Here is a 13,844-nt window from a genome sequence, read left to right as displayed (position 1 = left end):
AGGAAATCTATAAAAGTCAAGAGCAGACTTGACCCGACCTTAACTCCGACTCGTCCGAGATGTGGCGGTGGCGAACGTATATTGCAAACATAGAGGATAAGTTGCATGATGCACAATAATGGTTATGCGTGATTGCACGGTCTCGGTCTCCACCCCCGGAGAAATGCATCGAAAAGAGCAAAGGGTACGGACATGGGCAGCCACAAGGCGAATATTCTCATTGTAGACGATGACCCCACCAGTCTCTTTTTGTTGGAAACAATTCTTGCGCCACTGAAAAATGTCCTGCTGGTCAAGGCCGACAGCGGTGAAGCGGCAATTGATCGTCTGGAGGAAACCGAGTTCGCCCTGGCCATCCTGGACATCTCGATGCATGGGATGAGCGGTTTCGACGTGGCCAAGCGCATGGCCTCCATGGAGCAGAACCGCGAGACCCCGATCCTGTTTCTCACCGCCATTCACAAGACCGAGCGCGACATCCTCGACGGCTACAAGGTCGGCGCGGTGGATTACATGTTCAAACCGTTCGACAGGGACATCCTGTTGAGCAAGGTGCGGGTCTTTGTCGAGCTGGACCGCAAGCGCAGGGCCCTGGAGCGCAGCGACCAGAAGCTGCGCCGCAAAACCCGCGAGCTCGAGGAACGGGAGCAACGCTGGCGAGGCCTGCTCCAGTCCATTCAGGCCGGAGTGATCGTGTGCGCCCCGGATACGAACATCATCGCCTCCAATGCCACGGCCGGCAAGCTGCTGGGCCTGACCGGGGAACAGATGGAAGGCAAGATGGCCGCGGACTCGGCCTGGGTCTTCCTCAGGGCGGACGGGACCAGGATGCTCCTGGATGAGTTTCCCGTGAACAGGGTGCTGCGGTCCAGGGAGACTCTGTCCGATTTCACGCTGGGCGTCAGTGCGCCTGAAAAGGATCACGTCACCTGGCTGCAGGTGACTGCCTCGCCGATCTTCTCCGACACGGGCGAACTCACGGAGATCATCATCACGTTCATGGACATCACCGAGCGCAAGAAAGCCGAGGAAGAACTGCGCTACTCCAGGAGGCTGCTGCAAAAGACCTTCGAAAGCCTGAACGAGGGAGTGTTCATCCTGGCCGACCACACTTTCGAAATCATTGACTGCAATCATGCCGCGGCAAGGATGGTCGGCTACAGTCGCGAGGAACTGCTCGGCAGGAGCGTGGAGCTGGTTCACGTGGACGCGCAAAACCATGCCTGGTTCCGTGAACAGGCCCGTCTCGCGATCATGGAAAAAGGGTACTTTCAGTTGCCCAGATACCACCTGAAGCGCAAGAGCGGCGAGACTTTCAGCTCCGAGCACTTTGTCACGCCCATTGACCGCGAACCGGGCGAGCCTCTGTTCCTGGTCAGTGTCATCCGCGACATCACGGAGAAGATCCAGGCCGAGGAGCAGTTGAAGCAGCGCGCCTTTGAACTGGAGGTGCTGCACGAACTCTCGCGCAAGCTGGGCTACACCCTGGACTACGAAGACTTGGTCAAGCTGATGATCGAAAATCTGGGCGGCGTTCTGGAGTTCGATGTGGCCGCCGGGCTGTTCATGAAAAAAAACGAGGGAGTGCTCTATAACTACTGCAACCGCCCGCTGAGTCCGGAGCTGCAGCAGAACATTCTCGACACGATGCGCATGGAAAACAGCCGACTTACCGGAAACAACTCAGTGGAATCCTTTTCCGAGCACACCACCCTGGCCTGCCGGACATCCGGACAAGGGGGGGACATCCAACGTATCGAGACCGCCGTCATGGTGCCGCTTTTTGAAACCAACGGCGAAATTGCCGGCATGCTCTACGTGGGCGCCGCTTCCCCCGACGCCTTCAGCGTCAACCAGTTGGAACTGCTGCACAAGGTGACCAAACAAGCTTCCTCCTCCGTGGGGAGACTGCGCGCCCTGGTGAAGGAGAGCCGGAAGGAACTGGAGCAACTCGTGCATACCATGCCTGCCGGCGTGGTGCTCCTGGATCAAAACAATACCGTGGTCCTGGCCAATCCCGTAGGTCGCGCGATGCTCGCGCACCTTGTCGGGGTCCATGAAGGCGAGACGCTGCACCACCTGAACGGCATCGGTATCGAGACGTTGCTGACCGACTTGCACGAACACGAGGATCACCATCTGCAACTGATCCATGGCGGCCCTCCCCCCCGCGTCTTCCGCGTCACCGGACGCCAGCTGAACGCAGGCCCCCAGGCCGGCGGACACGTGCTGATCCTTCTCGACGTGACCCGCGAGCACGAGGACGCCGAACGGATCAAGACCTCGGAGCGTCGCTTCCGTACGCTGTTCGACAACTCCTCGGACGCCATCTTCGTCCACGACCTGGAGGGTCGTTTTCTCGACGTCAACAGTGTGGCCTGCCAACGCTTGGAATACACCCGTGAGCAACTCCTGACCATGACTCCCGACGATCTGGCGCCGGGAAACCCGTCCGGTGAAAAATCCATTCACGAGCGCATCTCCGAAATTCTGGAGAACAGAGGCTTCACCTTTTTCGAGACCGTGCAGCAGCGCAAAAGCGGCGGCCTGGTGCCCACGGAAATCAACGCCAAGCTGATCGAATACGAAGGCCGCAAGGCGGTCCTGACCACGGCCAGGAACATCACCGAACGCAAGCAGGCCGAAAGGGAGCGCATCGAGCACGAGGCCATGCTCGACGCCATCCTCAGCGGCATCAAGGCGGCGTTTTTCATCATCAACCCACGCACCATGAGGGTGGTGGAGACCAACGAGCAGGCCGCCGCGCTGCTGGGCCAGGACAGGGAAAACCTGATCGACCGCCTCTGCCAGGACATCTTGAGCTTTTCCATCTGCAACCATGATGCATGCGGGGATTGTTTACATATCGACCACACCTTCCTCGGCAAGGAGGCGACCTTGGCCTTGCCGGACAAGACCTTGTTGCCCATCTCTTTGAACCGCCTGCGTGTTCTCAAGGGCGGTCAGGAGTACATGGCGATCATCATTTTCGACATCTCCGAACGCAAGGCTTTGGAACGCCAGCTCGCACTGGCCCAGAAGCTCGAATCCATCGGCCAGCTTGCCGCGGGCATCGCGCACGAGATCAATACGCCCATCCAGTACGTGTCCACGAACATCGACTTCTTCCAGACCTCCTTCGAAAAGCTGCGCGTCTTGCTGGAAAAGTACAATGCACTGTACAGGGCCGCCGGCGAAGACAGAGACACCGGCAGTCTCGTGCTGGACGTGGCCGCCGCGTTGAAGACGGCCAAGCTGGACTTCCTGCTGCGGGAAATCCCCCAGGCCATCGACGATTCGCTGGACGGCGTGCGGCGGGTGACCACCATTGTTCAAGCCATCAAGAAGTTCTCCCACCCCGACATCGGGGAAATGACCCCCCTGGAGATCAACGAGGCCATCAAGAACACCGTCGCCGTGGCCCGTAACGAGTGGAAGTACGACTCCGAGGTGCGCACCGATCTGGCCGGTGATTTGCCGCTGATTCATTGCGTACCCGGAGAATTCAACCAGGCCGTTCTGAACGTCCTGGTCAACGCGGCCCACGCCAATTCGGCCGCGGTGAAAGCGCGCGGAGGCAAGGGGATCATCTCCATTTCCACGGCCCGGTCCGGCGACTTCGTGGAAATCCGCATCAGCGACACGGGCACGGGCATTCCGCCGGAGCACCGAAACAGGATTTTCGACCCCTTTTTCACGACCAAGGAGGTGGGCAAGGGTACCGGCCAGGGATTGGTCATCACCCACGCCATCATGGACAAGCACGGCGGCACGATTGATTTTGAGACGGAAATGGACAAAGGCACGACCTTCATCCTTCGTTTCCCCGTCGACCCGCCACGAACCAAAGGAAATGGAAGCGCATGAACGACCGCATCCTCTTTGTCGATGATAATCCATCCGTGCTGCGGGGATTGCGACGCATGCTTCTCGAGTTGGAGGACACGTGGCAAATGCACTTCGCGGAGTCCGGCGAAGAGGCCCTGGCCATGATGGACCGGGAACCTTTCGACGTTATCGTCTCCGACCTGCAGATGCCTTTGATGAACGGCACCGAGTTGCTCGAACGCGTACGTTCGCGCTCTCCCGGGACCGTACGCCTGATCCTCTCAGGCTATTCGGACAATACCCAGATCTTGAAATCCGCAATGACCGCGCATCAGTTTCTGAGCAAGCCCAGCTCGCGAGAGGTCATCCAGAGCGCTTTGGAACGCGTCCTCGCGCTCCAGGAGATTCTGCCCAATCCCGCAATCCGCGAGGTCGTCGCCAGGCTGTTTTCCCTGCCGGTCCTGCCCTCGACCTACGATGAACTGATGCGCGCCACCACTTCGGGACAAAAAGACGCCATCGACGAGGTCGCGGGCCTGGTATCCCGAGACCTGGGTCTTTCCGCATCGATTCTAAAACTGGTGAACACTGCTTTTTTCGGACTGCCGCAGCACATCGACAACCCGGCGCGCGCCGTGTCCCTGCTGGGCATCGAAATCATCAAGGCATTGATCGTTTCCGGGCATTTCATCTCCCCGTTCAATCCTCGACGTCATCCCGGCTTCGCCCTGGAGGACCTTTGGACGCACAGCCGGAATACGGCCCGGTTCGCCGAGACCATCGCCCGACTGGAAGGCGCGGACCAGAAAACCGCGGATCAAGCCTATCTCGGCGGTTTGTTCCACGACGTCGGCAAACTGGTCCTGGCCTGCGCCTTCGAAGACGAGTTCCACGCCATCATCGACCTGGCCAATACCCGCAACATCACTATCATCGATGCCGAACGGGAAGTCATTTCCGTCAGCCATGTGCAAATCGGCGCCTATCTCCTCGGTCTTTGGGGTTTTGACGAGCACATCGTCCATGGCATGCTCTGCCAACTCAACCTGTCGGCCCGTGAAGCCCGCCCGCTGACCACGGCGGTGCACGCCGCCAACGCTCTGGAGCATGAGCTGCGGATCATCAATCCAGGCTATGCAACGCATCCGGTGGACACGGCCTACCTTGAACACCACGGCCTGACCGGACGCTACGAAGTCTGGCGCGAGGCCTGCCGCAATCTGATTACTGGGAAGTGACGGCGGGAATAGTATTAATTTACGTTCAATTTAAGACGAATAGCCCGTGCACGCTCGGGCTCGAAATCGAAATCGAAATCGAAATCGAAAAAACAAATAGATCATGAAACTATTGCGATACCGATTTCGATTGCGATTGCGATTGCGATTCTGACAACGGAACAAGGAAACATCATATGAATCAGGAAAGCAACGGCAACCCGGTGGTCCTTTTCGTGGACGACGAAGTGCACGTGCTGCGGTCTCTGCAACGCGCCCTGATGGACGAGCCCCTGACCACCCTCACCGCAGAATCCGGAGAACAGGCCCTGCGGACTCTTGCCCGGGAACACATCGACGTCGTCGTCAGCGACGAGCGAATGCCCGGCATGAGCGGCAGCACGCTTCTGACCGAAGTGAAAAACCGCCACCCGGAAATCATCCGCATCATGCTCACCGGACACGCGGACCTGGAGGCGGCCATGCAGGCCATCAACGACGGCCGCATCTACCGCTTTCTGCTCAAGCCGGTCGCCACGGACGAACTAGCTTCCGTGATTCAAAAGGCCCTGCGGGAACGCGCCCAGTCCGAGCGGCTGCTTTCGCTTTCCCAGCAGGCCGGGGACGTCTGCAGTTTCGAAGTGCTCAAATCCTCCGAAGGCCGGACCAGGGTCCGCTGGTCCCGGAATGCGCGCACCTTGCTGGAACTGCCCCCGGACGCCGATTTGGAGGACCTGGACCTCCTTTACAGCCGCCTGCATCCGGACGACGAAACAAGAGTCCGCGAACTCAACGCGTCCTGCCTCAAAATGCTTGCCTGCGCCAGCACGGAGTACCGCATCCGTCTTTCCAACGACCGGATTCGCTGGATCGCCCAGACCAGCGACGTGGCCGTGGATCCGGGAACGGAAGCGATCCGCCTGCTGTCCGTGCTCAGGGACATCACCGAGAGTAAAAAGCAGCGCGAAAGGCTCGAATACCAAGCCTATCACGACGTGCTCACCGGTCTCGGCAATCGCGCACTGCTGCTGGACGGCCTGGACGAGGCGTTGCATCAATCCGGAACACGGCAAACGCACGTGGCCCTGCTCTTCATCGATCTTGACGACTTCAAGATCGTCAACGACTCCATGGGCCACGCCTTCGGCGATTGGCTTTTGCAAGCCTTTGCCCAGCGACTGAACGCGCTCGAGCTCCCTGCCGCCATGGCGGCCCGCCTGGGCGGGGATGAATTCGCTCTGCTGCTCCGTGTCGACGACGCCGAGCAAGCCGGCGACGGGGCCCGCGCCGTTCAGGAGGCCCTGGCCGAACCCTTCCGCCACGGCGACTACGAAGTGCATATCTCGGCTTCCATCGGCATCGCCCTGGGCCGGGGCGCGGAAACCGCCGGGCTGGACCTGCTGCGCGAAGCGGACACGGCCATGTATGCGGCAAAATACAAAGGCAAGGGCAGCTTTCGTCTCTTCGACAAATCCATGCACGACAAGGCCTCGGAACGGTTCGTGCTGGTCGGGGACATGCATCGCTCCCTGGCCCGTGACTATTTTTTTCTGGCCTTCCAGCCCATCGTGCGCCTGGACACGTTGGTCCTGGCCGGCTACGAGGCCCTGGCCCGCTGGCAACATCCCGAACGCGGGCTGGTCATGCCGAACACCTTCATCCCCCTGGCCGAGGAGAGCGGGCTGATCACCCGCCTGGGCCGTCAGGTCACGGAAAAGGCGTGCCGGCAGGCTCGCGAATGGATCGACGCCCACCCCGAAGCCCCGCCGTTCATGAGCTTCAACGTTTCGGTGCAGCAACTGCACGAGGCCGACCTGGCCAGTCGCCTGGACGCGATCATCACGGATCTCGGCCTCGACCCGGGCCTGATCAAGCTGGAAATCACGGAGAGCGGACTGATGCACGACGTGCAGCTTTCCATGGACGTTTTGGCCCGACTCAAGGCTTTGGGCGTGAAGCTGCAGATCGACGACTTCGGCACGGGCTACTCGTCCCTGCGCTATCTGCAGCGCATCCCGGCGGACAGCCTGAAGGTGGACAAGTCCTTTGTCATGGGCATGGAAAATGACGCGGAAAAAAGGGCCATCGTCAGGACCATCATCGACCTGGCCCGCAGCCTGGGCATGACCGTCGTGGCCGAAGGCGTGGAAACCCGCGCTCAACTGCTCCTGCTGCGTGAACTGGGCTGCGAATACGGCCAGGGCTATCTCTTCGACAAGCCCCTGCCCCCGGAGGAAGCGGCCCAACGCAGAGATTACGCCCATACGCTGGAAATCGGGAATTGAAACCGTCGGCTGTCCATCGCACGGGTTGTTCTGGGGAGGGGTCAAGTCTGCTCTTGGCTCGAAAGTATTATTTTCCTCAGCGAATCCAACCTGATCCGAAGCGCCCTTTCCCCCTTCACCCTGGACTGGAGCCGAAACAGATACTGCTGACCGTGCTGTAGGTCCGTATTCCAAAAGTCTGCGCGATGCAGGCAAGCGTATCGCCCCGAAGCGATCTGAAGAGCTGGATTGCGACGCTTCGGGGTTCATTGGTTGTTCCTCGCCTGGAGGCGAGAAGGTCGTCTTCGGTTATCCTCAACAACACCGGCTTTCAGGGGATTGTAATGAACATAGCGAACCAGACCGAGTAGATATTCCTCTTCCTCGATCAGAACCTCTTTGTACCGGCCGCGGAAAAGCGGCCCGTCATGCCCGTGCCGCCGGTTGAAGCGTTGCGTGTAGACGCCCCCAAGGTGACGCATGCACCGGGTCAAAGCCAAGAGCAGACTTGCCCCCAACCCCCACCAGACCCCCGGGGCTATTCGAATATTTCCCTGAAAAACGCCTCCATGGCGATGAAAGCCCGTTGGGCAACCAGCGGGTGGTATTCGTTCCTGCCGGGAGTGTCCGCGTGCGGGTCCGTGAAGGAGTGCACGGCTCCGCCATAGTGGATGAGTTGCCAATCCACCCCGGCGTCACGCATTTCCAGGATAAAGGTCTGAACTTGCTCGTCCGGCACAGCCGGATCGTTCGCGCCGTGGAGCACCAGAATTTTGGCCTTGATCCGTCTCGCGTCGGCCGGGTCCGGCGTGTCCAGGTTGCCGTGAAAAGAAACCACGCCGGGCAGTTCCGTGCCGCCGCGGGCCAGTTCCAGCACGACCCCTCCTCCGAAGCAGAAACCGATGGCCGCGATCCGGGAAGGATCCAGCGGAACGTCGCCGGCTTGTTCCTTGAACACCTCCAGCGCGGCATTGACCCGTTCGCGCATCAGCCGCCTGTCCGCCCGAAGCGAGCCAGCGGCCGCCGCGGCTTCGGCGCGGTTCGTCGGCCTGATCTCCTTGCCGTACATGTCGATCATGAACACGACGTACCCATCACCGGCAACACGAGCCGCCTTTTCCACGGATTGCGCGGTGGGGCCCATCCAGTTGGGAACCATCAGGAAGGGGTCAAGTCTGCTCTTAGCTCGCAAGTATTTCTTTCCTCAGCGAATCCAACCTGATCCAAAGCGCCCTTTCCCCTTCAGCCTGGACTGGAGTCGAAGCAAGGAAAGGGTCAAGGATGGCGCTGATCGTGCCGGAGGTCCGGATTCCTAATGTCTCCGCAATACAGGCAAGTCGTCGTCACGACAGGAATGGATTGAAGCGATCTTGCAGGTCGCCACAATTCTTACGGATTAGCCATTTCTTCGACGATACGGGCGGCAATTTCGGCGGCCTTTCCCGTGAATTCGGCGCACTGCATACCCAGCTTCCTTTCCTTGAACGCAGTCTGACCTTCCGGTGTGTTGAGGTCGCAGCCCAGCAGGACATGGCAGTCGCGGGCGCCAAACTCTTGCTCGAATTCTCGAATGAGGCGCTGAGTTCCAGCGTATGCCGGTTGGACGGACTCGCTGGATTCAGTACGCCCAAGTGCGATGCCGATGCCCATGATCGCGCCGGAAAGCGCACCGCACGTGCCGCACATTCTGCCCATGCCACTGCAAAAGGCGGTAGCTGCCTTGGGAAGAAGCTCGGACTCGACGCCCATTGCCTCTGCAAGTGCGAGCACGACGCTTTCCGCGCAATACAGCCCGGAGGCGAACGAATCCTCGGCGGCACTGCGAACGTTCAAGACGAACTGAGATTCCACGACACCTCCTGGGCGGTTGTGAGATGGCGAGTCGCGGCGCTGACCCCCGAGATGGCGATCAGGCATTTGCTTTGCCTTTTGTGTCGAGTGAGAGTTGGATACCGCGACCAAGACACCAATAATCACCGCGGCATCAGCGCGAAAACACCCCAGCCCAGGTATTCCCGCGTGTAAGCGGTGTAGCGCTCGGGTTCCGTGGTCAGTTTGGCTCGAACCTCTTCGGCTGACTCGTCGTCGGGATGGGCTTCAAGCCATCGGCGCATGGTGAGCCATTTGGCCGCTTCGTATCTGTCCCAGCCGTCCTGGTCAGCCAGAACCATTTCAACGACATCGTAGCCAAGGTGACCGAAAGACGCGAGAAGTTCTGGAAGCATGAGAAAGTCGGAGATTGAGTTGGCAAGACACCCCTTCGCAACATCTTCCGTCGGCGGTAACTGCCGCCAGTAGGGCTCGCCGATGAGGATGATCCCTCCGGTGCGTAAGCTCCGAGCCAGAAGCTCGATAGTGCCGACGACTCCCCCGGCGATCCAAGTGGCACCGACACAGGCGGCCACGTCGACCTTCTCGTCGGAGACGTAACCCGCTGCATCGCCATGAATGAACGTGACTTGACGGGCCACGCCGAGTTCTTCGGCGCGAAGTTTCGCCTGCTCGGTGAACAACCGGCTCATGTCGATTCCAGTGCCGAAGATGCCGTGATCGCGTGCCCAGGTGCACAGCATCTCCCCGGAACCGCTGCCGAGATCGAGCACTCGCGCCCCGGGTGCCAGACGCAACGCCGTGCCGAGAGTGGCGAACTTATCGGGTGTGAACGGGTTATGGATGCGGTGAGCGCTTTCAGTGATGGTGAATATTCGTGGGATGTCCATTGTGAAATCTTCCTTGAGGGGAAAGTAGATTCGATCAGTTCGGTCAGGGTCTTGAACAAATAATTCAAGAAAACCTGTGTATCATCCTGATACCCCAGGCTAATCCCCTGACCTTTCGGAATGCGATCAAAATCTCCGCCCGGCATCCCGGCTCTGCTAAAAACACCCGCAAAGGCGACTACTCCAGCTTGGTGCGGATCGCAATCGCGGGATCTTCGCGGCCCGCCGCGCTCTGTTCGAACGGCTCCGGAGTTGCCCTTCCGCTCCGCGTCATGGTTCGGCTGACCGCGCCCGGCGGCACCATCCCCGCTGAAGCAGACAACTCGACCCTCCTGTTGACAAAGAAACCGTCCGGTCGGTATGTTTCTACGCTTGCCACTTCTACTGAGCGCCGGACAGCAACGCAACCAGCGGTAATCTTCCAACAATCCACAGAATATTCATGAAAAGCAATTTGGATGACAAGCATTTATTAGAACGAGCCCCTGTCGGCAGGGTCTTTCTGAAGTACTCGCTGCCAAGCGTCGTCACGATGGTGTTTTTTGGCGTGCAGACTCTGGTAGACGGCATCGTGGTGGGGAACCATCTGGGGCCGGACGCTTTGGGGGGGATCAATATCATGATGCCGCTGTACAGCTTCATCATGGTGCTGGCGCTGATCGTCGGCATCGGAAGCCAGACTCTGGTCAGCATGGAGCTGGGACGCGGGAATCCGGACAAAGCCCAGGACGCGATGTCCACCGGCTTCCGGGCTTTGGCGGGGATCAGCCTGATTGTCACGGTGTTGCTGCTGCTGTTCGCTGAGCCCCTGACCAAACTGATAGGCGCCGACGAGCGGCTGCTCCCGTTCTCCCTGGACTACCTTAAAGGACTGGTGCCGTTCATCCTGCCTCTGACCCTATGCTTTTATTCCGACGCCATGCTGAAGGCATTAGGGCATCCCAGGTTTTCGATGCTCATCATGTCGCTCAGCGTGGTGATCAATGTGTTGCTTACCTTTTGCTTCGTGATCGGGCTGGGCTGGGGCAATACCGGGGCGAGCATGGCCACCGGTGTCGCTTTCACCATCGGGTTGCTGATTTCCGGATGTATCACGTTCAATCCCAAACAGCGGTTGTCGATGTTGAAGGGTCGTTTTCAGATGGCGCTTCTGCGACGTGCCGCTTACAACGGCTCATCCGAGGGCGTTTCGGAAATGGCGGCCGCGGTCAGCATCCTGATCATCAACCTCACCGTGGTTCGCCTCCTGGGGGCCGACGGCGTGGCCGCGTTCACTGCCATCAACTACATCAACTTCACGAGTATATTGCTGTTCCTTGGTATTTCGGACGGGCTGATTCCGGTGCTGAGCTACAATTTCGGCGCCGGCAACCACCAGCGGGTCAAGCGGCTATTTCGCTTTGCCGCGGCGATCAACATGAGCATCGGGGTCATGGTGTTCATCGTGCTGCAGGTGTTCGGGGAGCATGCGATCTTGTTGTTCTTCGACGGCAGCGAAAGCCAGGCGTTCCAGATCGCGGTTGACGGCCTGCGCCTCTTCGCTTTCGTATTTCTGATCAACGGAATCAACGTGCTGATCATCGCCTACTTTACCGCACTGGGCGAAGCGAAGAGTTCAATCATCGTTTCCGCGGCGCGAGGTTTGGTATTCGTGCTGGTCGGCGTCACCGTATTGCCGATATTCATGGGCGTTACCGGCGTATGGACGGCAATCCCGCTGGCGGAGTTGCTGACACTGGGAGTTGCGCTCATACTGATTCAGAGGACACATAAAAAATTGTTTTCACACATATAGACGTATGCTTAGCAACTTGATTAACCATGGAAAGCAGTTTGAGACAGTTTTCACCACACATGGCAAATTACTGCTTTGGATTCCAACTGATCATGCTTAATAAAATGTGGGGATCTCTTATGCCGACAGCTCATAAACGGAAAAAACAACCTGAAAAAGTCCGAAACAGGCTTATTGAATGTGCCGCGCGCATCATCACCGAACAAGGCTCTCATGCCGTCACAATCCAGGCCGTTGCCGACGCCGCCGGTGTCACTAAGGGAGGATTCCTCCATCATTTCAAGAACAAGAATCAACTTGGCGAGGCCGTATCAAGGTATTTTGTAGATCAGCTGGATACTGAACTTGACAGATTGATGGCTGAAGATCCTGTAGAATATGGACAATTTACCAGGGCTTATATCAATTCAATCCGGCAAGACGTTGCTTCAGGGCGGAAAGAACAGTGGGTATCTTTTGCCATCTACGCCTTATCCGAGCCACATTTAAAGTCCATGTATAACGAGTGGATGAAAGAAAAACAAAGAGTGCATCACGACACGGATTCAGACCAAATGCTGCAAGTTCTGAGATACGCGGCCGATGGGATATGGCTTGAGATTTTAATGGGGGCTGGTTATCAGGAGGAGCATTCTGCTTTGCTGTCCAGTCTTGTCAAGATGACATACAAACAAGATGGATAGATCGCCGCGGTCGTACGAGGGGTACGTCTGTTCTTGAGTCGCAAGAGGAAAACGCGACAACCGCTAATCGCCTGACAAGAGCATGGAGGATCGGAACATGTCGACGAACACGAATATTCGGGATCGCGCGGCCGGGGCCCTCATGGGGGCCTTCATCGGGGACGCCCTGGGACTCGGGCCGCACTGGTACTACGATCTTGCCGAGCTGCGGCGCGACTACGGAGAATGGATCAGCGACTATACCGACCCCAAACCGGGCCGATACCACGAGGGACTCAAGGCGGGGCAGCTTTCCCAGGCGGGCTTCATCCTGAAGCTGACGCTTCGTTCCCTTGTTGAATGCGGGGGGTACGACAAAAAGAATTTTTGCCGCCGCCTGGAAGAGGATCTCTTTCCGCTGCTGGACGGCGCTCCGGTCAGCGGCCCGGGGGGATACACCAGCCAGTCGATCCGCGAGGCCTGGCGACGCCGGGTGAAGCTGGGCCTGTCCTGGGACCGGACCGGGGGCGAGGCCGACACCACGGAGGCCATCGAGCGCACCCTGGCCATCGCCGTCCGCTACGCGTTCCAACCCCGGGAGTTGGCCGTGGCCGTGGCCGACAACACCGTCCTGACCCAGGCCAACGCACTGGTGGTGTCCATGACCGTGGCCTTCGGCGCCGTGCTCGGCCTGCTGGTCCGGGGCCACACCCTGGACGCGAACCTGTCCTCCAGGCTCATGGACCTGGTCAAGTCCGGAGAACTGCCCTTTCACGCCGTGACCACCGACAATCTCCAGCCCCCGGCACCGGGCCAACCCGAACCGCCCCGCGCCGGTCTCTTCGCCTCGCCGGACGCCTTGCTCTCCCCTTCCTACATGGCCGCCGCGGCGGTGGACCCGGATATCCGCATCGAACCGGCCTGGAAGGTCTCCCTGGTCTACGGCATGCCCTGCGCCATCTACCACATGCTCCCGGCGGCATACTACCTTGCCGCCAGGTTCCACGACGACTTCGAGTCCGCGGTGCTGCACGCGCTCAACGGCGGAGGCCAGAACCAGGCCCGCTCCATCCTGACCGGCGCGCTCGTCGGCGCCCAAACAGGCCTCACCGGCATCCCCCGACGCTTCCTGGACGGTCTCGAGGAAGGCGACGAACTACGCCGCTTGTCGGAAAGTCTCGCCTCCATGGTCGGGCAGCACTGAGCCGGGCGATCCGCGCCGGCAGCCATGCACGCCGGATTTCCTCGACGCACCGGGATTGCCTTATCCTGGCGGGATGTGACATACGGCACCGACCGGCGGCACTTCATGCTCCGGAATATTCAACCCGTAATGTTTTTAAAGCCAAGAGCAGACT

The 13,844-nt window shown here is 59.2% G+C and carries 9 protein-coding genes; 6 read left to right on the top strand and 3 right to left on the bottom strand.

What is annotated here, in order from left to right; all coding sequences use genetic code 11:
* The first annotated feature begins 192 nt into the window (after window positions 1–192).
* From AC559A_RS01390 to AC559A_RS01380, 3 genes are all read left to right on the top strand, one after another.
* The gene (locus AC559A_RS01390; RefSeq protein WP_498815764.1) at window positions 193–3,867 is read left to right on the top strand and encodes a PAS domain S-box protein; all 3,675 of its coding nucleotides are present in this window, start codon (window positions 193–195) and stop codon (window positions 3,865–3,867) included.
* Window positions 3,864–5,066 (top strand): response regulator, encoded by a 1,203-nt coding sequence (locus AC559A_RS01385; protein WP_028573066.1) that lies wholly within the window; start codon window positions 3,864–3,866, stop codon window positions 5,064–5,066. Before AC559A_RS01390 ends, AC559A_RS01385 begins: the two co-directional genes overlap by 4 nt.
* A 176-nt stretch (window positions 5,067–5,242) precedes the next feature.
* Complete coding sequence (locus AC559A_RS01380) at window positions 5,243–7,330, top strand: putative bifunctional diguanylate cyclase/phosphodiesterase (RefSeq protein WP_498815762.1); 2,088 nt, start codon at window positions 5,243–5,245, stop codon at window positions 7,328–7,330.
* 517 nt (window positions 7,331–7,847) lie between these two features.
* On the opposite strand, the gene AC559A_RS01375 is transcribed toward AC559A_RS01380, so the two are convergent.
* The 3 genes from AC559A_RS01375 to AC559A_RS01365 all read right to left on the bottom strand — a co-directional run bounded on the left by AC559A_RS01375 (window position 7,848) and on the right by AC559A_RS01365 (window position 10,029).
* The gene (locus AC559A_RS01375; protein ID WP_498815761.1) at window positions 7,848–8,501 is read right to left on the bottom strand and encodes a dienelactone hydrolase family protein; all 654 of its coding nucleotides are present in this window, start codon (window positions 8,499–8,501) and stop codon (window positions 7,848–7,850) included.
* A gap of 197 nt (window positions 8,502–8,698) precedes the next feature.
* Window positions 8,699–9,160, bottom strand: coding sequence for a C-GCAxxG-C-C family protein (locus tag AC559A_RS01370; RefSeq protein WP_028573062.1), 462 nt, complete (start codon window positions 9,158–9,160; stop codon window positions 8,699–8,701).
* 122 nt (window positions 9,161–9,282) lie between these two features.
* Window positions 9,283–10,029 (bottom strand): SAM-dependent methyltransferase, encoded by a 747-nt coding sequence (locus tag AC559A_RS01365; protein WP_498815759.1) that lies wholly within the window; start codon window positions 10,027–10,029, stop codon window positions 9,283–9,285.
* A gap of 442 nt (window positions 10,030–10,471) precedes the next feature.
* Here AC559A_RS01365 and AC559A_RS01360 point away from each other — a divergent pair, with 442 nt between their 5' ends.
* The 3 genes from AC559A_RS01360 to AC559A_RS01350 all read left to right on the top strand — a co-directional run bounded on the left by AC559A_RS01360 (window position 10,472) and on the right by AC559A_RS01350 (window position 13,690).
* Window positions 10,472–11,824 carry an MATE family efflux transporter gene (locus AC559A_RS01360; RefSeq protein WP_498815757.1) on the top strand — a complete coding sequence of 451 codons (1,353 nt, stop codon included), beginning with the start codon at window positions 10,472–10,474 and terminating at the stop codon, window positions 11,822–11,824.
* Between the two features lie 26 nt (window positions 11,825–11,850).
* Window positions 11,851–12,507, top strand: coding sequence for a TetR/AcrR family transcriptional regulator (locus tag AC559A_RS01355; protein ID WP_211239063.1), 657 nt, complete (start codon window positions 11,851–11,853; stop codon window positions 12,505–12,507).
* Window positions 12,508–12,604: 97 nt separating this feature from the next.
* Window positions 12,605–13,690, top strand: coding sequence for an ADP-ribosylglycohydrolase family protein (locus AC559A_RS01350; RefSeq protein ID WP_498815754.1), 1,086 nt, complete (start codon window positions 12,605–12,607; stop codon window positions 13,688–13,690).
* Window positions 13,691–13,844: the final 154 nt, after the last annotated feature.

The sequence above is a fragment of the Desulfonatronum zhilinae genome, assembly GCF_900182865.1.
In the GTDB taxonomy this organism is placed as follows: domain Bacteria; phylum Desulfobacterota; class Desulfovibrionia; order Desulfovibrionales; family Desulfonatronaceae; genus Desulfonatronum; species Desulfonatronum lacustre.
This window is presented reverse-complemented; position numbering and strand designations above follow the sequence as displayed.